This window comes from Pseudoduganella plicata, assembly GCF_004421005.1.
Lineage (GTDB): Bacteria > Pseudomonadota > Gammaproteobacteria > Burkholderiales > Burkholderiaceae_D > Rugamonas > Rugamonas plicata.
In genome coordinates this window covers 1,080,694-1,102,306 of sequence record NZ_CP038026.1, presented here as the reverse complement: position 1 = coordinate 1,102,306, position 21,613 = coordinate 1,080,694, and the positions used below count along the sequence as shown (strand labels likewise).

Here is a 21,613-nt window from a genome sequence, read left to right as displayed (position 1 = left end):
GTGTCGATAGCGCTATTGTGGCGGCAGGCCGTCGGCGCTAATATTGACCCGCATGCCAATTACCGATGTTTTCGGGCCACCAGACGAAATTCTTCCCCATGACCGCACGTTTGCCCATTGTCGCCCTGATCGTCTACCCCGATTTCAGCCCCTTTCACTTCTCCGTGCCGTACATGATGTTCAGTGCGCAGTTGCCGGAAGGGCGCCTGTTCGAGCTGCGCATCGTCTCGTCGGACGCCCGGCCACTGGCGGCGGAGCGCGCGATGACAGTGCAGCCGGACGGCGGCCTGGAACTGGTCGACATCGCGGACATCGTGGTGGTGCCGGGGTGGCACGACCTGAACGTACGTCCCGATGCCGCACTGGTTGCCGCGCTGGCACGTGCCCATGCCAGAGGCGCGTATGTCGTCGGCCTGTGCTACGGCGCGTATGTGCTCGCGTATGCCGGCTTGCTGGACGGCCGGCGGGCGTCGACGCACTGGATGGCCGAGGCCGATTTCAGCGTGCGGTTCCCCCGCGTGAAGCTCGACATGAACGCGCTGTACGTCGACGAGGAGCGGCTGATCACGTCGGCAGGCACGGGGGCGGGCCTCGACTGCTGCCTTTACCTCGTGCGCGAATGGTGCGGGCCGAAGATCGCCAACAAGGTGGCGCGCACGATGGTTATTCCGCCGCATCGCGAGGGCGGCCAGGCGCAATTCATCGAGCAGCCCGTGGCTGCTTCCACCGAAGATTCGCAGGTGAATCGACTGCTCGACTACCTGCGCGAGAATCTCGCCACGCAGCACAGCATCGACGACCTGGCAGCCCGCGCCGCGACCAGCCGACGCACCTTTACCCGCCACTTCCACAAGGCGACGGGCATGACGCTGGGCGACTGGCTGGTCAACGAGCGCCTGCAGCAGACGCGGGAGCTGCTGGAAACGACCGCCATTCCCGTCGAAAGGATCTCCGAACTGACGGGCTTCCAGACCCCGCTGGCACTGCGCCAGCATTTCAAGAAGCGCTTCCACGTCAGCCCCAGGGACTGGCGGCGCACGTTCGGGGAGAAAGCGGGCGCCGAGCAGCGATAAAGCTGTGGTTGCGCTTAACTCCGCACGGTTTGACCAGCAACCGCAAGCTGTCGGCGCAGGTCGTTATGGACCGCAACGTCAGCTGGTCACCGTGCCCTTCGGCGACGCGCCGCGAAGCCCAGCATGCCCTGGCCGCCGAGCAACATCCCATACGTGGCTGGTTCCGGCACCGCCGCTGCCTGGAAGGTCAGAACCACATCCGAAGCGTGAATGGATGCCAGGGCACTCTGAAACCAACCTTGGTTGCCGTCAGGCCAATTCAAGAAGATTTCCTGCCTTCGGGCTGATGTTGCCGCGCTTGAGAAGACAGGGAGGTCGGTCCCGGCTTCGTCCGACAGCAAGGTCATGCCCAGAGGCGGTTCCCGATCTTAGGCAAACGCAAAGCTGGAGCCTTGCGTGTCAATCCGGTTTGCGGCGTGGGCCGTGATGGAGGTGAGCGCGACGGCGGCCACCAGCGCAGCAGCGAGAGCTTTCATTGTGGGCTCCTGATTCGTCAGCCTGGGCCCAGCGTATGCTGCCGCAACACTGGTAACGCCCGATGCCGCGTTCACGAACCGTCGTGGGTGCTCTTCCACGGTAGGCTGCTGGCATGTACGAAGCAACCTCGTCGGCGAAGAAAAGCCGGGACGACGCAACGCGGCCCCAGCGAAGCATCGCGGCGGTTTCGCCGCCGGCGTCAGGTGAGATCGTGCAGGTCTTTCGGCAGCGCGGGACCGACGGTAAACTCGCTGAACACAACGGTCAGCCCGGCCCGCTCCGGCGTGCAGCACATGGGACCGACAAAATAGCGCCCGGCGGCCGGGAAGGGCGCCAGCCGCAGCAGCGGCCACACCTTGCCGTCGGCGGAATACTGCACGCGTATGGCGCCGCTGGCGACCGTCACGCGCAGCCAGAAGCCGTCCGGCAGCGGCGGCGCGCTGGCGGTGGCCCAGTCGGAGTGCTCCGCCGTCAGCACGGTACTGAGCATCAGCGCGCCATCGGAAAACTCGACGCCGGCCTTGATCCACTGGCGCTCGTCGATGCGCACCATCAGGCCGGCCTGGTCGTACAGCTCGCGGAAGTCGCCCTGCACGCGCACCTGCGCCGTGAAGTCGCCTTCGACGGAGCGGCCGAACACGTGGCCGCTGTCGCGGATGAAGCCGTAGCTGGTGATGCGCCAGAAGTCGGTGGCGTTGTCGGTGACGACGCGCAGGCTGTCGGCGTTGACGGTGTAGTCAGCAGGCTCGTTGAGCCAGGTGCAGTGGGAGAACATGTGGCGCCGTCGTTATCGATGCGGTTGTCGAAAACGCCACTATATCCTGATTGTCAGCGCGACAGCAGCATTGACCGCACGATGCCTTCCTTGGCCAGCACGTAGTCATGCCCGGCCAGTACGAAATTGCTTTGCGGCTGGACCACCTTGATGTTGATGAAGACCATATCGCTGGTCTCGGCATAGGAGCCGACGACGACCGCCTGCGCGTTGTGGGTCTGCGCCACTTCGCCGATTTCGCGCGTCAGCATCAGTTCGCCCTGGTTGCGCTTCAGGTAGACATTGTTGCGCAGCTTCATTTCCAGCATCTTGAGGCCGCCTTGCGCCATCCGGGTGGAAATCTGTTCGGAAACGAGGCGACCCAGGGTCGACGTCTGGTCCAGTGCGTCGATATTGACGACGGTGGCCATGATCAGGGGCTTGTCGGCGGCCAGCTTGCCGCTCAGCTGCATCAGCAGCTTGTCGGCTGCGGTATAGTTGGCGGAGACGAACCCGTTCGATGCGACCGTCGCATAGTTCGGTTCGTCCTTCGCGGGCGTGGCGGCGCAGCCGGCCAGCAGGCCAGCAACGAGCAGGGGAGCGAACGCGCGCATCAGCGGCCTCCCTGCACTTTGAACACTTTGGTCAATTGCGTGTCCTCTTCCTTGATGCCGTACAACGCACGGTCCGTGTCGGCCACATAATACGCCGCCGTGGAGCGCGCGTAATAGCGGTACTGGTCGCCGGCCGACAGCGTGACGATCAGCTCCGTCTTCGGCGTCGCGCCGGGCGCGAACTGGCTGTGGAACCAGTGGAAGGCGTCGGCGGCACCCGCCACGCCGATCGCCCCGATGGTCGGATTGATGTCGGACAGCACCCAGACGCCGTTCGCCAGCGCCGTGGCGGCGCCGGAATAGCGGTACTGGGGGCGGTTTCGCGTGAATGTGACGGCCTGGATATCCAGTTCCAGCTTCCATGCACCCGTTGGCGTGCGCGCGACAACGTAGCCGTCCTTGACGAGCGACGTCACCAATTGCGTGGTGACGGCCTTCTGGAACGGCGACGCATCCTTGTCCTCGGCGATGTAGAACGGCCGGTTCGGATGCTTCTTCATGTCCGTCACGACGCGTTGCTCGATGTGATCGGCAACCGTCGTCCAGTGCGCCGCCGCCTGCAGCTTTTCCTGGCGCGACGTGGGGAAGTTGGTGGCAACGGGTGTCGGCGAATACGGCACGACGCAGCCGGCAAGGGTGGCGGCAAGACTGGCCGCGAGAGCGATATGGGGGACTTTGGCGAACATGGGAACAGCCGGTGATGGTCAGCCGTCAGTGTAGCATGGGTGTTTCCCTGTGGAAATCGAATGCGGCCGTCGCGTGGTTCGCATGCGACGGGTTGTCAGGCGGTTATGAGCCTTACATATTCAGGGCGCAGGCTGCCGCAACAGCGAGGCCGCTGACCAATAGCGCCACGCAACTGAGCCATCGCTGCCATGGCGAACTGACGAAAGAGCGCAGCCCCGTCAGGGTGCCGATCACGCCGCCGATTCCCAACGTCCACTTGACGTCGCCAATACAGTTGCCAACGCGCCAGCCGCAGCCGCCGAATGTCTCATTCAGGATCAGCAGAGCGACACCAAAGCTCAGCAGGCCGATCGCCAGGCTGTACCAGGCCAGACGATTGGCGTCTGGTATCCGATTATCGTCGTAGGGTCTCATAATCACCGCCGATTCTGCTTCATCGCCGCCTGCACCTCGCGATTGGCGTCGCGATCCTTCTCGGTGGCCCGCTTGTCGTGCTGCTTCTTGCCCTTGGCCAGGCCGATCTCGCATTTGACGCGGCCGCCCTTGTAGTGCAGGTTCAGCGGCACGAGCGTGTAGCCGGAGCGCTCGACTTTGCCGATCAGCTTGTCGATCTCCTTGCGGTGCAGCAGCAGCTTGCGGGTGCGCACGGCTTCCGGGTGGATGTGGGTGGAGGCGGTCGGCAGTGCGCTGACGTGCGCGCCAAACAGGTAGAGTTCGTTATCGCGGATCGTAACGTAGGCTTCCTTGATCTGGACGCGCGCATCGCGGATCGCCTTGACTTCCCACCCTTCGAGCACGATGCCCGCTTCGAAGCGGTCTTCGATGAAGTAGTCGTGGAAGGCTTTGCGGTTGTCGGCAATAGTCATGAGTAATGTGGTCTTGGGCGCGGGTCGGTTAAACTACGGTTATCGCGCAACGGCGCGGGAGGCTGTTTCAAAAATCTTGCGCAAAATTTGTGCAGGCTTTCTGAAACCACTCGCTTTTTTCAACATGATAGCAAACGGTTAAAGAATGGCAGTAGTGCACAAGTCAGTTTTGCTGGGATACAGCGCCAGGCAGATGTTCGATCTGGTCGACCGGGTCGAGGATTATCCCAAATTCCTGCCCTGGTGTGGCGGGGTCGAGGTGCGCGAGCGAGGCGACAACCGGGTTGTCGCCAGCGTGGGCATCAATTTCCACGGCGTGCGCCAGAGCTTCACGACGGCCAACACCAACACGCCGCCCACGGCCATCAACATGAGCCTCGTCGACGGGCCGTTCAAGACGTTGACCGGTGTCTGGACGTTCAAGGAGCTGCGCGAGGACGCCTGCAAGGTGGAACTGGACCTGCAGTACGAATTCTCCAGCCGCCTGCTGGAGCAGGTCGTCGGCCCCGTCTTCGGCATGATCGCCAACAGCATGGTCGACTCGTTTACCAAGCGGGCCGAGACGGTGTACGGCTGATCCATGGCCGAACGCATCAAGATCTCGCTGTGCTACGCCAGCGGCCCGAATCCACTGCTGCGCGCCATGGAAGTGGATGCGGGCACGACGATCGGCCAGGCCATCGAGCAGTCCGGCATGTTGCAGGACGCGCCCGAGATCAACCTCGTCACGATGCCCGTCGGGATCTACGGCAAGAAAAAGACGCTCGATACCGTGCTGCAGGCACGCGACCGCGTGGAAATCTACCGCCCGCTGATTGTTGACCCGAAGAATGCGCGGCGCCGGCGCGCGAAGAAGGACAGCGCCGGTGAATCATGACTGACGAGATCGCACTGGCCGTCTCGGCGCGGCAGGAGGGGCGCCACGCGGATGCGCTCGAAATCCTGCTGCGCTCGTACGCGCAGGTCGACAGGGATGCCCAGGGAGCCCGGCCGGGAGTTCATCACCATGTTCGAGTGGAGCCAGCTTGCCGAAGAGTACGTCCCGGCACGCACGGCGCTGGCTTCGGCGCGCGACGACCAGGCGCGCCGCCTGCTGGCCGGCGATTGCATCTTCGGCGCGCAAACGGCGCACTGGCCGCGCTCCCGGTTCATGTTTATCGTCCGGCTGGATGAGGCGTTGGAGCAGCCGCGTGCGACTTACGACCTGTTCCTGCGGCTGAGCGCCGTCCGGCCCGAGGAGGCACAACGCGAGGCGTTCCTTGCGTTGCCGGCAATCGTCGCGGCCGGGGACTTCGAGCTGGCCGGACAGTACATGCCGCAACCTCTGGCGAGACTGAATCAGCTGAACGAGCTGGCGGAGGGCGAACCGTTGCTGCCGGCACCCTGGACGGCACCGCGGCTGGGGGCGGAGCTTTCTGCATTCATGGCTGACGTGCGTCTGGCCGGCGCCATTCTGGACGGGCTGGGCCGCCCCGAGGAGGCTGCGTCGTTGCGGACCGCGGCATTGAGCGGCATTGCATCGGATGAGTTGCGCTCACTTGCAACGCAAGAATGCGCGATGCCCGGCACCATCGTCCGCACGCTGGTCGAACACCAGATGAAGCTGGAAGCTCCCCGGCCCGACGCTACAGATCCAGCATCCCCGACTTGATCCCCATGGCCGCCGCGATCTTCTCGCGCGTGGCCTTCCGGGGCCGCAGTCCTGCCTCCTGCTGCGCATAGGCGGGCTGGCTGATGCCGATCCGTTCCGCCACCTCCTGCTGGGTCAGCCCCAGGTACTCGCGCCAGGCCCGTGCGGCCGTCCAGCCCTTCTCGGCGATAGAGCCGATCACCTGGTGCGGCACGTGGCCGCTGTGGCACGACTGCGTCTGCATATACGTTTCGTAAGGGATAACGACGTAGACAGGCTCGCCGTTGGGGCCGTTGATGATCTGGACGTCGGAGAATGCATTCATGGTCGCTCGCGGGAGATTATAGGGTTTCGGCCAGTCTGACTTATATTGCTGAGTCAGCCATTCCCTTCGCCGCGGGCTTTGCGCCACATCAAACGTGCGAGCTAGCGGCAATGCTCGGCCACCAGCGCGGCGTTGCGTTTTGACGCCTCGGCGCGCTGTGCGTCCGTCAGGAACTCCCGTTCGCCCTGGGCGTTGAAGCGGGCGATGCGGGCGCCGCCGTCCAGTGCGTGCTGGTTGCTGCGGGCGCTCTCGCAGCTGGCGGCGCGAGCCCTCGTGGCCTTGGCTTCGTCGGCCTGTTTCGCGGCCTGTTCGGCAGCGCTGGCACGGCGCTGCTCGTATGCCGCATTGCGCTCGGCGAGCGTCGGCGGTGCTTTCGATGCAGTGGGCTCGGGCTGCGGTCGGACGTCCGGCATCTGTCCGCGCGGCGCCTTGAAGATCCGCGTGGCGGGCACGGACGTTGGCGGGGGCTGGTCGGAATAGACCGGTCGTCCGTTGGCATCCTTCCATGCCCACTGGGCGTGAACGACGCCGCAAGCGCCCAGCATGGCAGTGGCAACGAGCGCCTGCCCCAATGTCAGCCTGGTCTTCATGTGGTTCTTTCCTTGCAGAATCTTCCGTCGATTTCACCCCGATTACCCGCTAAAGTCAACCGAACACGCGAAAAAAGCGGCCGTTTTGCCGGCCTGCAATGACGAGCGAGGTGAACTTCTGTATAATTCACTTTTGCGCCGATAGGAAATGTACTATGCGTCTACTCCAAAAAGCACTCACGTTCGATGACGTGCTCCTCGTTCCAGCGTACTCGAACGTTCTGCCTGCCAACACGTCCCTCCGCACGAAGCTGACCCGCAACATCACCCTGAATATCCCGCTGCTGTCGGCCGCGATGGATACGGTGACGGAAGCGCGTCTGGCGATCGCCATGGCGCAGGAGGGTGGCATCGGCATCATCCACAAGAACCTGCGTCCGACCGACCAGGCCCGCGAGGTGGCCAAGGTCAAGCGTTTCGAAGCGGGCGTGCTGCGCGACCCGATCACGATCCCGCCGGACATGAAGATCCGCGACGTCATCAAGCTGACGGAGCAGTATGGCATCAGCGGCTTCCCGGTTGTCGAAGGCAAGGAAGTCGTCGGCATCATCACCAACCGCGACCTGCGTTTCGAGCAGGAACTGGACGCTGAAGTGCGCGCCAAGATGACCCCGCGCGAAAAGCTGGTAACGGTCAACGAGGACGCCGATACGACCGAAGCGAAGCGCCTGATGAACAAGCACCGTCTGGAGCGCGTGATTGTCGTCAACGAAGCGTTCGAACTGCGCGGCCTGATCACCGTCAAGGATATCCAGAAGTCGACGGAACACCCGAACGCCTCGAAAGACCAGCACGGCAAGCTGCTGGTCGGTGCGGCAGTGGGCGTCGGCGCCAAGGATGAAGAGCGCATCGACCTCCTGGTGCAGGCCGGCGTGGACGTGCTGGTCGTCGACACGGCGCACGGCCACTCGCAGGGCATCCTCGACCGCGTGAAATACATCAAGACGAAATACCCGCACGTGGACGTCATCGGCGGCAATATCGCCACGGCGGCCGCCGCCAAGGCGCTGGTGGAGTACGGCGCGGACGCGGTCAAGGTCGGCATCGGTCCCGGCTCGATCTGCACCACGCGCATCGTCGCCGGTGTCGGCGTGCCACAGATCACCGCGATCTCGAACGTGGCGCAGGCACTGGAAGGCACGGGCGTGCCGTGCATCGCCGACGGCGGCATCCGCTTCTCCGGCGACATCTCGAAGGCCCTGGCGGCCGGCGCATCGACCGTCATGATGGGTTCGATGTTTGCCGGTACCGAGGAAGCCCCGGGCGAAGTGATCCTGTACCAGGGCCGTTCGTACAAGTCGTATCGCGGCATGGGTTCGCTGGGCGCGATGGCCGAAGGCTCGGCCGACCGCTACTTCCAGGAAGCCTCGGCCAAGGCGGACAAGTTCGTCCCCGAAGGCATCGAAGGCCGCGTGGCCTATAAAGGCTCCGTGCTGGCGATCATCTTCCAGCTGGTCGGCGGCGTGCGCCAGTCGATGGGCTACTGCGGTTGCGCCACGATCGACGAGCTGCGCGAAAAAGCGGAATTCGTCGAAATCACGTCGGCGGGCATGCGCGAATCGCACGTGCACGACGTGCAGATCACCAAGGAAGCGCCGAACTACCGTTCGGAATAAGCTGTCCTCGAACGCCGGCCGCGCGCCGGCGTTTTTACATATCCCGGTTTCCCAGTTACTACAGTCCATTCAATGCACTCTAAAATCCTCATCCTCGATTTCGGCTCCCAGGTAACCCAGCTGATCGCGCGCCGCGTGCGCGATGCCGGCGTGTTCTCGGAAGTGTATCCGTACGACGTGTCCGACGAATTCGTCCGCAACTACGGCGCCGCCGGCGTCATCCTGTCCGGCAGCCACAATTCGACGCTGGAAGGCGATTCGCCACGCGCACCGCAGGCCGTGTTCGAGCTGGGCGTGCCCGTGCTGGGCATCTGCTACGGCATGCAGACGATGGCCGCGCAGCTGGGCGGCAAGGTCGAGAATGGCCACGTGCGCGAATTCGGCTACGCCGAAGTGCGCGCGCACAACCACACGGCGCTGCTGAACGGCATCAACGACTTCGTCACCAGCGAAGGCCACGGCATGCTGAAAGTGTGGATGAGCCACGGCGACAAGGTGCTGGACATGCCGCCAGGCTTCAAGCTGATGGCGAGCACGCCAAGCTGCCCGATCGCCGGCATGGGCGACGACGAGCGCCATTTCTACGGCGTGCAATGGCACCCGGAAGTGACGCACACGGTGCAGGGCAAGGCCATGCTGGGCCGCTTCGTGCATGAGATCTGCGGCTGCAAGTCCGACTGGAACATGCCGGACTACATCAGCGAGGCCGTCGAGAAGATCCGCGCGCAGGTCGGCACGGACGAAGTCATCCTGGGCCTGTCCGGCGGCGTCGATTCGTCGGTCGCGGCTGCGCTGATCCACCGCGCCATCGGCGACCAGCTGACGTGCGTCTTCGTCGACCACGGCCTGCTGCGCCTGGACGAGGGCAAGATGGTGATGGACATGTTCGCCAAGAACCTGGGCGTCAAGGTGATCCGCGTGGACGCCGTCGACCAGTTCATGGGCAAGCTGGCCGGCGTCACGGACCCCGAAGCGAAGCGCAAGATCATCGGTGCCGAATTCGTCGAGGTGTTCAACGCCGAATCAAGCAAGCTGACCAACGCGAAATGGCTGGCGCAAGGCACGATCTACCCGGACGTCATTGAATCGGCCGGCAAGGGCAAGAAGGGCCAGACGATCAAGAGCCACCACAACGTGGGCGGCCTGCCGGAAGACATGAAGCTGCAGCTGCTGGAACCGCTGCGCGAACTGTTCAAGGACGAAGTGCGCAAACTGGGCGTCGCCCTCGGCCTGCCGCACGACATGGTCTACCGCCACCCGTTCCCGGGCCCGGGCCTGGGCGTGCGCATCCTCGGCGAAGTGAAGAAAGAGTATGCCGACCTGCTGCGCCGCGCGGACGCGATCTTCATCGAAGAACTGCGCAACACGCCGTATGTCGCCACGGTCGTGCCGGGCTTCGACCAGGACAGCGTGCCGACCAACTGGTACGAAGCCACGTCGCAGGCGTTTGCCGTGTTCCTGCCGGTGAAATCGGTGGGCGTGATGGGTGATGGCCGCACGTACGACTACGTCGTCGCGCTGCGCGCCGTGCAAACGCAGGATTTCATGACGGCGCATTGGGCGCATCTGCCGCATGAGTTGTTGGGTAAGGTTTCTAACCGCATCATTAACGAGGTTCGTGGGTTGAATCGCGTTGTTTATGATATTTCCGGGAAGCCGCCGGCGACGATCGAGTGGGAATGATGAGCTAGCCTGAACGCTCAACCATTCACAGGCAGTTCAGCAAGATTAAGCCCCTGATTTTTCAGGGGCTTTTTTTTATGCTTCGGCTGACAATTCGGCTCTAAGCGCCATTCTGCACGCACGAAAGCCGGCTAGAAGGCGCAAGGACCGCTAAAGGTGCCCGATACACAGCAACGGAAACGCGCGTGCCACGCTGGATGATCAATTCAGACTGTCCTGCGCAAGGCAGGACAGTGTCACCCACGGCCTGACATGGCACCATCTTCTGGAGACGGACAGTTGGCGCTTGCCGCCTGTTCCGCTTCTTCCCACACGGTGTCCCAACGCCACATCCATGAAGGAGCTTCCCATGCACAAAAACGGTCTCCCCGCACTGCTTCGTCCCGAAGACAGCATTGTCGTGCTCATCGACCACCAGCCCTACCAGTTTGCCAACCTGCACAGTCACGAACCAACCATGATTGTCAATAACGTTGTCGGCCTGGCCAAGGCCGCGAAGGTTTTCAACGTCCCGACCATTCTTACGACGGTCATCGAAGAGCGCGGCGGCAATCTGATCAAGGGGCTGCAAGAGGTATTCCCCGACCAGAAGCCGATCAATCGCACGTTCATCAATACCTGGCAGGACCCCAACGTCACCGACCTGGTGAAAGAGAGCGGCCGCAAACAGCTTATCCTGGCGGCGCTGTGGACCGAGATCTGCCTGGCCATGCCGGCGATCCAGGCGCTGGGCGAAGGCTACGACGTGTACATCGTGACCGATGCGTCGGGCGGCGTGTCGTCCGAAGCACATGACATGGCGGTGCGCCGGATGGTGCAGGCTGGTGCCGTTCCGATGACCTGGATGGCGGTGATCTCCGAGTGGCAGCGCGACTGGGCGCGTGTGGAATCGGCCACCGAGCTATCGGCCGTGGTGCTGGAGCACGGTGGCGCAAGCGGGGTCGCGCTGGCCTGGGAAATTCAGCTGCTGCAATCGGCGGGCTAGGCCTGAACATCGGGGAGGGCGTACACCTCGCCCTTGCCTAGTTGAAGCGGTCCCTGCGCCAGGCTGCCGGTGTCGCGCCCGTCAGTTTGCGAAAGGTCCGGCCGAAGTGGACGGCATCCGCGAAACCGGTCGCTTCAGCCACGTCCTCGAGCGAACCTGAGGTGTCGAGCAACAGTGCCTTTGAGCGCTCGATGCGCGCCTGCAGCTGCCATGCGTAGGGCGCCAGGCCGGTAGAGGCCTTGAAAGCCCGGTGGTAGTGGGATTGAGACAGACCGGCGAGTTTCGCCAGCGTTGCCAGGTCGACCTTCGAAGGCAGGTTCGCTTCGAGGAAGCCCAGCGCATCATTCAACTGCAATGGCGACAGCCTGGTCGGACCCTTGACGGGGGATTGACTGCCCCGGTAGAGCCGGATCGCGATTGCGGTCACGAGCGCATCGCCGTACAGCTGCGCGGAGGGATCCGGATCTTGTACCGCGTCCACCAGCAAGTTGATCAGTGCGAAGATGCCATCGTCGTTGAATCGCAGCCTTGGGGTGTCGGCGAGGCCGCGCCACCCTTCGATGTCGCAGCGCTCGCCAAGCGCGTCGATATCGAAGCACAGATTGATGTCACGGGCGTAGCGGATGTGTTCGCTGTACCCCCACAGCTCCATCCCCGCAGGTGTGTAGTGCATCTGGCGTGGTTTGTAGTCTACCGGGCAGGGCGTATTGCTGCGCAGCCGCGGCTCGCTGCGGCCTTCGCCGACTTCATCCAGCATCATGCCCAGCCGCGTCTGGTCAGCGTGCGCCAGTTTGTGCAGCACCCGGCCCGAGCCGAAAAACTCGGTGATCTCGACGTCGACGCCATTCCAGGTGCGGCCAACGCTGGCCACATCGAGCAGATTCTCCGGAAGTGCAATATGGTTTGCCATGAGAAATATTGGGAGTTGATGGTGGTGGTTGAGGCGCGTCGCACTCACGAAGTGATGCGGGCTCGCAGAGGGTTCACCCATGCCCGCACGGCGCGCGATTTAATGGTCCTGCATGCCGTTTCCTGAATTCCGCGGCCTTGTGCCGGTTGCCAATCGCGATGCGCCATATCGCCCGGAAGTGAGAGTTGCAGTCCACATCGTGCTCCTTCATTTTATCGCATCAATAACAAAAAACATTGGTACCAGGACGATAGCCACCTCGTGCAAGCGCAGCAATGTCTATTCCCGCGCTGGACAGATCAATTTTGCTGTGACGTCATTTGGATGAGCAAATCGTGCTGTCACCAGCAGGATCGATCAGTGACTGGGCTGTACCGAGTCAGTAGCATTGTTTCCATCAACGCACATCGCTGCGAAGTCACGCTCGCCGACGAATAACCGGTACTGCGCGTTGTTCTTTTCAATCCATCAATGGGGAATGGCAGTGAAACTACTATTACTGATCGGATTCATCGTGATGAGTGTCGCAAGCGATACCCATGCACAAGCCGCGCAAGAGGCGTCAGGCGCAGACCTGATCGTTCACAACGCCAGGATATTCACCGGCAACGCGGCACAACCCGCAGCGTCCGCCCTGGCGGTCAGGAATGGCCGCATCTTCTCGGTAGGCACGGATGCGGAGGTGTTGGGTTTGAAAGGCACCAGGACCCGCGTGATCGATTCCCGCGGTCGGCGGCTCATCCCCGGCATCATCGACGCGCACACCCACGTGCTCAATGAAGGAGGATTCAACTACACACTTCGATGGGACGGTGTGCCGACGTTACGCCGTGCCCTCGCAATGCTGAGGGAGCAGGCCAAACGCACGCCGGAAGGTCACTGGGTCAAGGTGATCGGCGGCTGGTCTCCCTACCAGTTCGAGGAGCAGCGCTTTCCCACCATGGAGGAACTCCGCAAGGCCGTCCCCAATCGTCCGATGATCGTGCAGTACGCCTATAACCGCGGCTTCATGAATCAGCAGGCGATGGATGCCTTTGGCGTAGGCACCGACGCGTTCCCAAAGTTTCCGGGTACCGAGCTGGAAAAGGATGCCCAGGGCAGGTACACGGGCGTAGTGCACGGCTTCACCTTCATGTTCATCGTCATGGAAACCATGGTTCCCCAGCTCAGCTTCGATGAGGAAGTCAGTTCGCTGATCCATACAATCCACAGCCTGAACCGCTTCGGGATCACCTCGGCCATCGACGCGGGCACCGGCTTTCGCGAGTATCCCAAGGGCCAGCGCACCGTGGACGTCGTCGCACGCGACAACCGGCTTAACATCCGCATGCCCTTCGTCGACATCCAGTTTGGAGACGGCACCGGCAACATGGTGGACGCGGAGATCACCGCGATCACCAGGACGGCGCCAATCGCTCCCGGGCACAACCTGCACCCACACCTGGCGCATGGCCATGTCTACCGTGGCACCGGTGAAGTGCTGGCGGGCGACGTGCACGATCACGAAAATTTCGACCGTCCGGCGGTCATCATTGAACCGGAGATGATGCGGCAGCTGGTGGAGCGCGACGTCGCCAAACTGGTCCAGCGGCGCATCCCGTTCCGCCTGCACATCACCTACAACGAGAACATCACGCCGTTCCTCGATGCGCTCGAAAAGCTGAATCAGAAGACGCCGCTGGACGGTTTGCGCTGGAGCCTCGAACATGCCGAGACCATCAGTCCCGCAAATATCGCCAGGGTCAAGGCACTGGGCGGCGGAATCGCCCTGGACACCAAGATGGCCTTCCATGGCGACGGCTTCATCAAGACCCACGGCCGCGACAAGGCATTGCTGACCCCACGCCTGCGACAGCTGGTCGACAGCGGCATACCCCTGGCCATGACGACGGATGGCTTCCGGGCAGCCTCGTACAATCCGTGGGTCGGGATCAGCTGGATGGTGTCCGGGAAGGCGGTCTCCGGAAGCGAAGTGCTGGCCAGGGACAACCGTCTGTCGCGGGCCGAAGCGTTGGGGCTGTTCACCCGCAAAGCGGCATGGTTCATGAACACCGAAACCGAGATGGGCATGATCGCGCCCGGCCAGCTCGCCGATTTCGCGCTGCTGGACCGGGACTACTTCACGGTCCCGGAATCCCAGATTGCGTCGGTGTCCTCGGTGCTGACCGTCATGGATGGCCGGGTGGTGTATGGCGCGCAGGATTACCAGTCCCTGGCACCGGCATTGCCCGATGTGCTGCCGGCCTGGTCGCCGATCAGGCACTTCGGCGGCTATTACCAGGCCCGCTGAGGTGGGCATGCGTGCGGCATGGCTCGGCCTTCCATTTCTGCTGGCGGCCGGTGCCGCAATCGGGCAGTTCCGGCCATTGCGATCCGACGGCGACTTCAGCGCTCAACGCCAGTGGTGCGCTGTAGGAAGGATGGCAAGGCATGCCTTCGCGCGCGACAATAGATGAGCGACCTCGTGGAACGCGCGTTTGAAGGGATCAATCCGATCGGGTTTGACCGGTAGCGAAGCAATTTCATAAATCATGATGTGCTCCGTTGACAGTGCTCATGACCTAACCAGCGGAGTGTTCGAATCCGCTGCCGGGACCACCTCGATGGCGACTTTTCCACGCAAGCCGTTATCGCGGCTTTCAAGGCGGGCATGCGCGCTTGGAATGTCGGCCAACGAATACACAGCGCCGACGTGAGGGCGCAGCTGACCACGTTCCACCAGGGCGCTCAGTTCGTCGAGCTTGCCGCGATTCTGCCGGGTGAACACGAAGTGATAACTCGCATTCTTGCCCCAGGCCTGGAGGAGGTTTTGCGGCTGTGGGGTATCGACAATGGAAACCACCCGGCCGAGCTGGGCAAGTTCGTCAGGCGTGCGGGAAAGGGTGTCGCCGCCGATCGTGTCGAAGACCACGTCGACGCCCCGGCCCGCTGTTTCACGCATGACGACGTCGACGTAACCTTCATTCGCATAGTCGATCACGACATCGGCGCCAAGGCTGCGGACGAAGTCGGCTTGCTCGGCGCGTGCGGTCGTGAAGACCCGCGCACCGATCGCCTTGGCAACCTGGATCGCCACATGGCCCACCCCGCCCGCGCCGCCATGCACCAGGATGCTTTCCCCGACGCGAAGCTCGGCGCGCACGACCAACGCTTCCCATGCCGTGCCTCCGACCAGGGTCAGGCTTGCGGCTTCCACATGGCTGAGCGAGGCAGGCTTCTTCCCGATGATATTTTCCGCGGCGACGTGATACTCCGCATAGCTTCCCGGGCCATCGAAAATCTGCGGCGTGTACCAGACCTCGTCGCCCGGGACAAATGCCTTCACGCCGGCGCCGACTTCCTCGACCACTCCCGAAACATCGTGTCCGGTAATCGCCGGAAGCGGCACATGGTCACGGTAGTCGCCCCGGCGTACCTGGTAATCCAGCGGATTGATGGAAGTGGCGTGGACCCGGACGAGAACCTGTCCTGCTCCAGGAGTCGGCTTGGGCACGTCGCGAAGTTCGAAGGCGTCCGGGCCACCAAAACGGGTAAGTGTCATCGCTTTCATTGTCGTCCTCATTTCGTTAAAAAGGGATATCGGGAACTGCAGATGTGTTCAAGCAAAAAAATTACAGGTCTTTGCCGATGCGTTCGGCCAGGGCATTGATGGCTTCTTCGTTACGCTTGTAGTAGGTCCACTGACCGATGCGTCGTACTTCGATCAAGCCAGCTCTTTGCAGAGTTGCAAGATAGTCAGAGACTGTCGACTGCGACAATCCAACTCCCTCCTGGATACTGCTCACGCAGACGCCGACCGTATGAACGTCCCCTTCATCCTGCGGGGGGAAGCTGTTCACGGGATCCTTCAATCGTCTCAGGATGTCGAGACGGGTACGGTTCGAGAGGGCCTTGAATATTTCGAGTAAGTCCATGCGCGAAGTATATCGAGATTTCGCGATATGTCAAGCCAGCGAGCAGTCTCTGTCGAACGGAGGTCTGCTGCTCAGGGAAACCGCCTCTACAGCGCGTCGCGCGATAGCCGGTACGCGTACCCCGCAAGCTTGCCCCGATCAGGTGTCCGGCGTGGCGGCAGAGGCTGTATGCATCACACCGGTCAATGACTTGACAGTATCGCTCTCGTTGCCGTTGTCGGTAACGACGACGTAGAACCTTTCCCCACCTGGCATGACGCGCACGATGACGTGTCCGTCATGGCTGCGCAGGCGTTTCGTCAGGCGGCCGTTGGCGAGCAGGTTTTCGCGCATGACGGTGGTGGCGAACACGTCGCGCGGTCCGGGGTAGAGGCGCTCGCTGAACATGCGCTCGAGTTGCAGCATGTCCGGGTGGGCAATGTGCCATGACGGAATCACCCAGGCGCGCGGGCGCAGCGTGCGAACGATGCCCGCGTTCAAGCCGTCGAACATGCCGTGATGATCGGCCGTTGCCACGGTAGCGGGACCGGCGGCTTGCGCTGCGGGTCCCAGCACATCGTGCCAGGGGAGGGCGCCGTCCATTGTGTAGCTGGTCAGGTCGCCCGCCGTGAAATAGCTGAACGGACCGTAGCCGATGCGGATCGCCGCCGAACACTGGTTTTCGTTGGGCCAGTCGGCGCGCGGGATCGATGCCAGGTCGGGGAAGAGCTTGCGCGTGGCATCGTCGCGGCCCGTCCACACTTCGCCATTGGCCGCCACGTTGCGCACGTCGAACGCGCGGGGCGCAGGTCGGTGGCCACGCCCGGCGATCTGCAGCGCGCTCCCGACGCGGAAGCGTTCGACGGTTAGCCCGGCCTCGCGCCGCGCTGCGACAAAGGCCCGGTAATTGTCCGCGAACGGCGCAGCGATCGATGCGGGATAGGCATAGTCAGGATAACCGCGATCGACCAGCGTACGAACCGGCAGCGCTTCGGCCACGTCCGTGACGCCGCCCAGCCTGTAGGCGCCTAGCGCGGACCGTGGAGCGTCGGGCGCGACGTCGCCCGTGTGATCGGGATGCAGGTGGGTTGCCAGCAAGTAGTCCAGCACTTCGTCCAGCCGCGCAACCGCAAGCTGACGGCGCGCGTAGCGGGCAATCCATTCGCCCGGGCGGCGGCTGCCGTCCGGGCGGGGCGCCACCGATACGTCGAGCGCGTTCAGCGAGGCACCCGCGTCGATGAGGAGGCTGGTGCCGTCGGGCAGCAGCACGAAGGTGGAATTGCCACGGCCGGTCGCGATGTGGTGGATGTCGAGCCAGCCCGGCTGCCACGGAGCCAGTGCATGGCCCACCCTGTCCGGCGCAACTACAAGGTTCGCTGCCGTCAGGCGCACTGGCAAAAGAAGGGCAGGGAGGGCAGCCAAGAGCAGGCGCCGACCCCTGTTCGGCGCGGCCATCAGAAGCTCGCCTTCAGGCTCACGCCAAAGGTGCGCGGCTCGCCCACATAGCGGGCGCGCACCACCTGCGTGGAACGGGTCAGCAGGTATTCGGTATCGCCCACGTTCTTCACCCACGCCAGCAGGCGCCAGCGGCGGTCGAGTGACTCCACGCCGGCCGACAGGTTGGCCAGGCCATACGCGGGCAGCTGCAGGTTCGGGTCGTTGGCTGCCCCCGTGTTGTAGCTGTCCTTCCAGGCATAGCTGGCCGCGCCCACCAGGTAGCCGAACGAGACGGGGTAGGTGACGCTGGCGGCCACGCCGGCCTGGCGGCGCGGCGAATTCGACAGCGGGTTGCCGCTGTTGTTGACGGTACCGACGACGAAGCTGTCGTAGCGCCCATCCAGCCAGGCCGCGTTGGCCGACAGGTCGAGCCAGCTGGCCGCCTTCCACGCCACTTCCAGTTCGCTGCCGTCGACCGTTGCCTTCCCGGCGTTGACGATCGACAGGATGCCCGTCAGCGTGTTGTTGACCAGTTCCTGCTTGTCGCTGTACTTCATGCGAAACAGCGAAGCGTTGATGCGCAGGCGGTTCTGCAGCCACTGCGACTTCATGCCCAGTTCGAAGTTGTTGACGGTCTCCGGGTCGAACGGCTTGCGGAACGCAGCGACGCTGGACGCATCGGCATTGAATCCGCCGCTGGTGAAACCGCGTGCCACGCTCAGGTAAGCCAGCAGGTTTGGCCGGGGTGTCCAGCCCAGCACGGCGCGAGGCGTCAGCTCGCTCCATTCTTCCGACAGGCCGTTCACGGCGAACGTGTTCGCGCTGCGAAGCAGGTCGGTGCGCAGCAGGCTGGCCTCCTTGCGATCCCGTGTATAGCGCGCACCCAGCGTCATGTCGAACCCGGCCGGCAGGTGCAGTACGCCGTCGGCGAAAATGGCCACGCTGCGGCTGGCTACCGATTGCTCGGCCAGCGTGGAACCTGTGAGCGCGCCAGTGCGCGCGGCCAGCCCGCGCGTCGCCAGTTGCCGATCGCCGTTTTCGTTCGCATAGTACAGGCCGGCCACGAAGTCGCCGGACGCCCATTTTGGACTGGCGTAGCGCAACTCCTGCGAGAAGGTGCCGATCTGGTCGGCGTCGCGGGTAATGCTCTGGCTGCCTGCCGTCAGCAGCGTGTAGCTGGCGCCCACACCCGAATAATCCTCTCCCGACTGCGATTTGCGGTAGGCCGTGACGGAGGTAACTTCGCCAGCGGGCAAGCGCCAGACGAGCTTGGCGGACGCACCCGAGATGATGCGCGCATAGCGCTGCTCGACGCCGAGCTCGGACGTGCGGGTGTCACCGTCATCGCCCAGCGTGTCGGACGACAGCGTGCGGCCACCGTTACGGTCGTCGCTGTAGTCGGCACTCAGCGTTGCCGTCAGCTGCGGCGCGATGCGCGTCATGATCTGGGCACGGAAATTCTGGCTGTCGATATCGTCCTGTTCGCGTCCGGTCAGGCGATCGCGGCCGAGTCCGTCACGCTGGCGCAACGAGGTCGACAGCTTGAGCGCCGTGACGTCGCCGAGCTGCACGTTGACGATTCCCCTGACCTGCTTTTCGCCGTGATTGCCGGCGCTCAGTTCGGCCTCGGCCGAGAAGCCGTCCGGGTCGGGCTGACGTGTGTTGATGACGATCGCGCCGCCTGTCACATTGCGGCCGAACAGCGTGCCCTGGGGTCCCTTGAGGACGGCGATGGATTCCAGGTCGAACAGTTCGAAGCTGGCCGCGCTGTTGCGGGGAATGAAGACGTCGTCGACGAAGATGCCGACCGGCTTGTTGACGCCGATCTGCGAGAATGTGTTGCTGATGCCGCGGATGGCGATCGTGGGGTTGGCCTGACTGAAGGCCGATACCAGCAGGCCCGGGTCAGGCGGGCCACATCCTGCAGTCCCTGCACGCGATGCACGTCCAGTGTCTTGGCGGACATCGCCGTCATGGCAATCGGCACGGCTTGCGCCGATTGCGTGCGCTTCTGGGCCGTCACCATCACGGAGGTCAGTTCCGTTTCGGCGGCAGGGGCAGTGGCGCCGGCGGCCGCTTCGCGAAAGATCAGTACCGCGTTGCTGCCATCCTTGCGTACCGTCAGCTCCGTATCTGCCAGCAGTGCCCGCAGTGCAGCCTCGGCATCCATTTCGCCGCGCGCGCCGGGACTGCTTTGGCCGTGCACATCGTCCGGCCGATACAGCAGCTGCACGCCGGTCTGCGCTGCATAGCGGTCCAGCGCCGCCTTCAGGTCGCCCGCCGGTATGTCGAGCGTTTGCGTTTGGGCGTGCAGCGCGCCGCAGAACAGGGTTGCGCATAGTGCGCCGAGCAGTCTTGGATACGTCATCATGTTTTTCCTTGCGGGTCAGGGGCCTTGCGGCGCGTTGTCGTGCTGCTGCCCTGTAAGACGACAGGACGCGCAAAATCCGGTATGCCGCCCGCAAAAGAAAATCATCTGGAGATCAGGATGTCGTTGCCGTCGCGCCGCGCGGTCAGTCCAAACCCTTGTTCGAGCAGACGCGCGAAGCCGTCCACATTGGCCGGGGAGAAGCTGCCGCCGATGCGAATACCGGCGATATCCGGATCGGCCACCACGATGCGGCGTTCGTTATAGCGGTTGAACTCGGCAGCCGCATCCGCCAGGCGGGTCTGGTCGAAGACGATGCGGCCTTCGCGCCAGGCCAGGCGCTGGCCCGTCTGCGCTTCGGTACGGGTGGCGCGGGCGATCCGCCCGCCCAGCGCCACCGCTTCCTCATTGCGGGTCAGGGTGACGGCCGCGCCGCTTTCCGTCACCCTGACCCGCCCCTCGGCGACGAGCACGCGCACGCCGGCGCCGGTGCGGCGCACCGTGAAGCGCGTCCCCAGTACCGTCACGCGGCTGTCGCCCGCCTCGACAATGAACGGATGGGCAGGGTCGTGCGCGATGTCGAAGTAGGCTTCGCCCCGGTCAAGCCAGACCTTGCGTGCCGCATCTGGCGCCGCGCGCAACCGGCTGTCCGTATTGAGCATGATGCGCGAGCCGTCCGCCAGGGCCACAACACGGTTCTCGCCGATGCGGGTGGCGTATTGCTGCGGGCCGGTACCGCCGGACATCCACATCAGCTGTGCGCCCAGCGCAATGGCGAGCAGCACGCCCGCCGCAATGCGCCATTGGGAAAAGCGCGGCAGTGCCGCCGATTGCGCGCCGTTGGCGGCCTCCCGGCGTAAGAGGGAGTCGGCCTGCGTCCATGCTGCGCGCAGGCGCAGCCAGGCGACGCGGTGTCGCGTGTCGGCTTCCAGCCAGGTGTCGAATTGTTCCTGCATCGCGCCGGTCAAGGTGCCGGCATCCTGGCACGCCAGCCATCGCGCGGCTTCCTCCTCGATGATCTGCGCGTCATTCCTCGTTTCATTCATCTTGCGTGCCTTTCCTGCGCAGCTTGCGTTCCAGCTTGACGATGCCCTGGCCGATGCCGCGCGCGAACAGTGCATCGGCCAGGGCCCTCATGCCCTTGGCAATCTGCTTTTCCACCGTGTCTTCCGCAATGCCCATCCGCGCCGCGACTTCGCGCTGCGACAGGCCATCCACCTTGCGCATGACCACCACTTCGCGACAGCGCGGCGGCAGGGCGTCGAGCGCCTCGACCAGCACGCCCAGTTCCATCCGTCCGCTTGCGTGCCGTTCAGGCGTCAGCTCGTCGGCGCCCATGTCGTCGATCTGCGCGAATGAGTCCATCGGTACAACCATATTCCTGCGGGCCCGGTCGATCAGCAGGTTGCGCGCCGTTGCCATGACAAAGGCCCCCGGCTGCTCGGGCAACCGATTGCGCGCCGCCTCGTACACGCGTGCGTACACCTCCTGGCGCATATCCGGCCAGTCGCCGGCATCGCGCCAGTTGCTGCGCAGGTAGCGCATCAGGAAGGGCTCCACGGGAAGCACTTCGCGGATGAACCAGTCGTCCAGATCGGTGGGCATGTGTTACAGGGTTCGACGGATCGGGGAGAGAAATCCGGTATCGGTGTGGGAAAAAAAGACGTGGGCTGGAAGTTTGCCGTAAGAATGTGACCCGGTCATG

Annotated in this window: 22 protein-coding genes and 2 pseudogenes; 8 read left to right on the top strand and 16 right to left on the bottom strand. The window is 63.6% G+C overall.

What is annotated here, in order from left to right; genetic code table 11:
* Positions 1-98: 98 nt before the first annotated feature.
* Positions 99-1,073: a GlxA family transcriptional regulator gene (locus tag E1742_RS04735; protein ID WP_134383785.1), complete on the top strand. Its 975-nt coding sequence runs from the start codon at positions 99-101 to the stop codon at positions 1,071-1,073.
* Positions 1,074-1,159: 86 nt separating this feature from the next.
* Here the strand turns inward: E1742_RS04735 and E1742_RS27355 are convergent.
* The 6 genes and pseudogenes from E1742_RS27355 to smpB all read right to left on the bottom strand — a co-directional run.
* Positions 1,160-1,249: pseudogene (locus tag E1742_RS27355) on the bottom strand (PEPxxWA-CTERM sorting domain-containing protein); the annotation flags it as partial.
* Positions 1,250-1,749: 500 nt separating this feature from the next.
* Positions 1,750-2,325 carry a DUF1349 domain-containing protein gene (locus E1742_RS04725; RefSeq protein WP_134383784.1) on the bottom strand — a complete coding sequence of 192 codons (576 nt, stop codon included), beginning with the start codon at positions 2,323-2,325 and terminating at the stop codon, positions 1,750-1,752.
* 53 nt (positions 2,326-2,378) lie between these two features.
* Positions 2,379-2,918 carry a FlgO family outer membrane protein gene (locus E1742_RS04720; RefSeq protein WP_134383783.1) on the bottom strand — a complete coding sequence of 180 codons (540 nt, stop codon included), beginning with the start codon at positions 2,916-2,918 and terminating at the stop codon, positions 2,379-2,381.
* Positions 2,918-3,604, bottom strand: a complete 687-nt coding sequence (locus E1742_RS04715; RefSeq protein WP_134383782.1) for a hypothetical protein — start codon at positions 3,602-3,604, stop codon at positions 2,918-2,920. Before E1742_RS04715 ends, E1742_RS04720 begins: the two co-directional genes overlap by 1 nt.
* Positions 3,605-3,716: 112 nt before the next feature.
* Positions 3,717-4,019 carry a hypothetical protein gene (locus tag E1742_RS04710; protein ID WP_134383781.1) on the bottom strand — a complete coding sequence of 101 codons (303 nt, stop codon included), beginning with the start codon at positions 4,017-4,019 and terminating at the stop codon, positions 3,717-3,719.
* Between the two features lie 2 nt (positions 4,020-4,021).
* The gene (gene smpB / locus E1742_RS04705; RefSeq protein WP_134383780.1) at positions 4,022-4,471 is read right to left on the bottom strand and encodes an SsrA-binding protein SmpB; all 450 of its coding nucleotides are present in this window, start codon (positions 4,469-4,471) and stop codon (positions 4,022-4,024) included.
* A 145-nt stretch (positions 4,472-4,616) separates the two neighbouring features.
* Between smpB and E1742_RS04700 the strand changes: the two genes are divergently transcribed.
* The 3 genes from E1742_RS04700 to E1742_RS04690 all read left to right on the top strand — a co-directional run bounded on the left by E1742_RS04700 (position 4,617) and on the right by E1742_RS04690 (position 6,122).
* Positions 4,617-5,048, top strand: a complete 432-nt coding sequence (locus tag E1742_RS04700; RefSeq protein WP_134383779.1) for a type II toxin-antitoxin system RatA family toxin — start codon at positions 4,617-4,619, stop codon at positions 5,046-5,048.
* Positions 5,049-5,051: 3 nt separating this feature from the next.
* A complete protein-coding gene (locus E1742_RS04695) occupies positions 5,052-5,348 on the top strand; it encodes an RnfH family protein (RefSeq protein ID WP_134383778.1) in 297 nt (98 codons plus the stop codon).
* Positions 5,349-5,477: 129 nt separating this feature from the next.
* Positions 5,478-6,122, top strand: coding sequence for a hypothetical protein (locus E1742_RS04690; RefSeq protein ID WP_134383777.1), 645 nt, complete (start codon positions 5,478-5,480; stop codon positions 6,120-6,122).
* On the opposite strand, the gene E1742_RS04685 is transcribed toward E1742_RS04690, so the two are convergent.
* Together E1742_RS04685 and E1742_RS04680 are read right to left on the bottom strand one after the other, a co-directional pair.
* Positions 6,097-6,426: a helix-turn-helix domain-containing protein gene (locus E1742_RS04685; protein WP_134383776.1), complete on the bottom strand. Its 330-nt coding sequence runs from the start codon at positions 6,424-6,426 to the stop codon at positions 6,097-6,099. The two genes, E1742_RS04690 and E1742_RS04685, sit on opposite strands and share 26 nt — an antisense overlap.
* Positions 6,427-6,527: 101 nt before the next feature.
* Positions 6,528-7,016, bottom strand: a complete 489-nt coding sequence (locus E1742_RS04680; RefSeq protein ID WP_134383775.1) for a DUF4124 domain-containing protein — start codon at positions 7,014-7,016, stop codon at positions 6,528-6,530.
* A gap of 155 nt (positions 7,017-7,171) precedes the next feature.
* Here E1742_RS04680 and guaB point away from each other — a divergent pair, with 155 nt between their 5' ends.
* The 3 genes from guaB to E1742_RS04665 all read left to right on the top strand — a co-directional run bounded on the left by guaB (position 7,172) and on the right by E1742_RS04665 (position 11,300).
* A complete protein-coding gene (gene guaB, locus E1742_RS04675; RefSeq protein ID WP_134383774.1) occupies positions 7,172-8,632 on the top strand; it encodes an IMP dehydrogenase in 1,461 nt (486 codons plus the stop codon).
* Between the two features lie 72 nt (positions 8,633-8,704).
* On the top strand, positions 8,705-10,315 hold the full coding sequence (gene guaA / locus E1742_RS04670; RefSeq protein ID WP_134383773.1) for a glutamine-hydrolyzing GMP synthase: 1,611 nt from the start codon (positions 8,705-8,707) through the stop codon (positions 10,313-10,315).
* Positions 10,316-10,664: 349 nt separating this feature from the next.
* Positions 10,665-11,300, top strand: coding sequence for a hydrolase (locus E1742_RS04665; RefSeq protein WP_134383772.1), 636 nt, complete (start codon positions 10,665-10,667; stop codon positions 11,298-11,300).
* 37 nt (positions 11,301-11,337) lie between these two features.
* Here the strand turns inward: E1742_RS04665 and E1742_RS04660 are convergent, their stop codons facing one another.
* Positions 11,338-12,210: a helix-turn-helix domain-containing protein gene (locus E1742_RS04660; RefSeq protein WP_134383771.1), complete on the bottom strand. Its 873-nt coding sequence runs from the start codon at positions 12,208-12,210 to the stop codon at positions 11,338-11,340.
* A 484-nt stretch (positions 12,211-12,694) separates the two neighbouring features.
* On the opposite strand from E1742_RS04660, the gene E1742_RS04655 reads away from it, so the two are divergent.
* On the top strand, positions 12,695-14,500 hold the full coding sequence (locus E1742_RS04655; RefSeq protein ID WP_206076732.1) for an amidohydrolase: 1,806 nt from the start codon (positions 12,695-12,697) through the stop codon (positions 14,498-14,500).
* A gap of 264 nt (positions 14,501-14,764) precedes the next feature.
* Here the strand turns inward: E1742_RS04655 and E1742_RS04645 are convergent, their stop codons facing one another.
* From E1742_RS04645 to E1742_RS04620, 7 genes and pseudogenes are all read right to left on the bottom strand, one after another.
* Positions 14,765-15,760 carry a zinc-dependent alcohol dehydrogenase family protein gene (locus E1742_RS04645; protein ID WP_134383770.1) on the bottom strand — a complete coding sequence of 332 codons (996 nt, stop codon included), beginning with the start codon at positions 15,758-15,760 and terminating at the stop codon, positions 14,765-14,767.
* A 61-nt stretch (positions 15,761-15,821) separates the two neighbouring features.
* Entirely contained in the window at positions 15,822-16,124 is a 303-nt protein-coding gene (locus E1742_RS04640; RefSeq protein ID WP_134383769.1) for an ArsR/SmtB family transcription factor, read from the bottom strand.
* 138 nt (positions 16,125-16,262) lie between these two features.
* Positions 16,263-17,453, bottom strand: a complete 1,191-nt coding sequence (locus tag E1742_RS04635; RefSeq protein ID WP_229466527.1) for an MBL fold metallo-hydrolase — start codon at positions 17,451-17,453, stop codon at positions 16,263-16,265.
* A gap of 104 nt (positions 17,454-17,557) precedes the next feature.
* Positions 17,558-19,228 carry a TonB-dependent receptor gene (locus E1742_RS04630; RefSeq protein ID WP_229466525.1) on the bottom strand — a complete coding sequence of 557 codons (1,671 nt, stop codon included), beginning with the start codon at positions 19,226-19,228 and terminating at the stop codon, positions 17,558-17,560.
* A gap of 45 nt (positions 19,229-19,273) precedes the next feature.
* Positions 19,274-19,879, bottom strand: a pseudogene (locus E1742_RS26640) (hypothetical protein); the annotation flags it as partial.
* A 133-nt stretch (positions 19,880-20,012) separates the two neighbouring features.
* Positions 20,013-20,954, bottom strand: a complete 942-nt coding sequence (locus tag E1742_RS04625; protein ID WP_166793425.1) for a FecR family protein — start codon at positions 20,952-20,954, stop codon at positions 20,013-20,015.
* Complete coding sequence (locus E1742_RS04620; RefSeq protein WP_134383765.1) at positions 20,947-21,513, bottom strand: RNA polymerase sigma factor; 567 nt, start codon at positions 21,511-21,513, stop codon at positions 20,947-20,949. The genes E1742_RS04625 and E1742_RS04620 overlap by 8 nt, the downstream gene beginning before the upstream one ends.
* Positions 21,514-21,613 lie beyond the last annotated feature (100 nt).

Bases quoted from the DNA above. Each gene is read 5' to 3' on its own strand.
- E1742_RS04715 (WP_134383782.1), bottom strand. From the start codon at position 3,604: ATGTTCGCCAAAGTCCCCCATATCGCTCTCGCGGCCAGTCTTGCCGCC.
- E1742_RS04685 (WP_134383776.1), bottom strand. From the start codon at position 6,426: ATGAATGCATTCTCCGACGTCCAGATCATCAACGGCCCCAACGGCGAG.
- E1742_RS04660 (WP_134383771.1), bottom strand. From the start codon at position 12,210: ATGGCAAACCATATTGCACTTCCGGAGAATCTGCTCGATGTGGCCAGC.
- E1742_RS04695 (WP_134383778.1), top strand. From the start codon at position 5,052: ATGGCCGAACGCATCAAGATCTCGCTGTGCTACGCCAGCGGCCCGAAT.
- E1742_RS04710 (WP_134383781.1), bottom strand. From the start codon at position 4,019: ATGAGACCCTACGACGATAATCGGATACCAGACGCCAATCGTCTGGCC.
- E1742_RS04725 (WP_134383784.1), bottom strand. From the start codon at position 2,325: ATGTTCTCCCACTGCACCTGGCTCAACGAGCCTGCTGACTACACCGTC.
- E1742_RS04620 (WP_134383765.1), bottom strand. From the start codon at position 21,513: ATGCCCACCGATCTGGACGACTGGTTCATCCGCGAAGTGCTTCCCGTG.
- E1742_RS04720 (WP_134383783.1), bottom strand. From the start codon at position 2,918: ATGCGCGCGTTCGCTCCCCTGCTCGTTGCTGGCCTGCTGGCCGGCTGC.
- guaB (WP_134383774.1), top strand. From the start codon at position 7,172: ATGCGTCTACTCCAAAAAGCACTCACGTTCGATGACGTGCTCCTCGTT.
- E1742_RS04625 (WP_166793425.1), bottom strand. From the start codon at position 20,954: ATGAATGAAACGAGGAATGACGCGCAGATCATCGAGGAGGAAGCCGCG.
- E1742_RS04640 (WP_134383769.1), bottom strand. From the start codon at position 16,124: ATGGACTTACTCGAAATATTCAAGGCCCTCTCGAACCGTACCCGTCTC.
- E1742_RS04690 (WP_134383777.1), top strand. From the start codon at position 5,478: ATGTTCGAGTGGAGCCAGCTTGCCGAAGAGTACGTCCCGGCACGCACG.
- E1742_RS04680 (WP_134383775.1), bottom strand. From the start codon at position 7,016: ATGAAGACCAGGCTGACATTGGGGCAGGCGCTCGTTGCCACTGCCATG.
- E1742_RS04665 (WP_134383772.1), top strand. From the start codon at position 10,665: ATGCACAAAAACGGTCTCCCCGCACTGCTTCGTCCCGAAGACAGCATT.
- E1742_RS04645 (WP_134383770.1), bottom strand. From the start codon at position 15,760: ATGAAAGCGATGACACTTACCCGTTTTGGTGGCCCGGACGCCTTCGAA.
- smpB (WP_134383780.1), bottom strand. From the start codon at position 4,471: ATGACTATTGCCGACAACCGCAAAGCCTTCCACGACTACTTCATCGAA.
- E1742_RS04700 (WP_134383779.1), top strand. From the start codon at position 4,617: ATGGCAGTAGTGCACAAGTCAGTTTTGCTGGGATACAGCGCCAGGCAG.
- E1742_RS04735 (WP_134383785.1), top strand. From the start codon at position 99: ATGACCGCACGTTTGCCCATTGTCGCCCTGATCGTCTACCCCGATTTC.
- guaA (WP_134383773.1), top strand. From the start codon at position 8,705: ATGCACTCTAAAATCCTCATCCTCGATTTCGGCTCCCAGGTAACCCAG.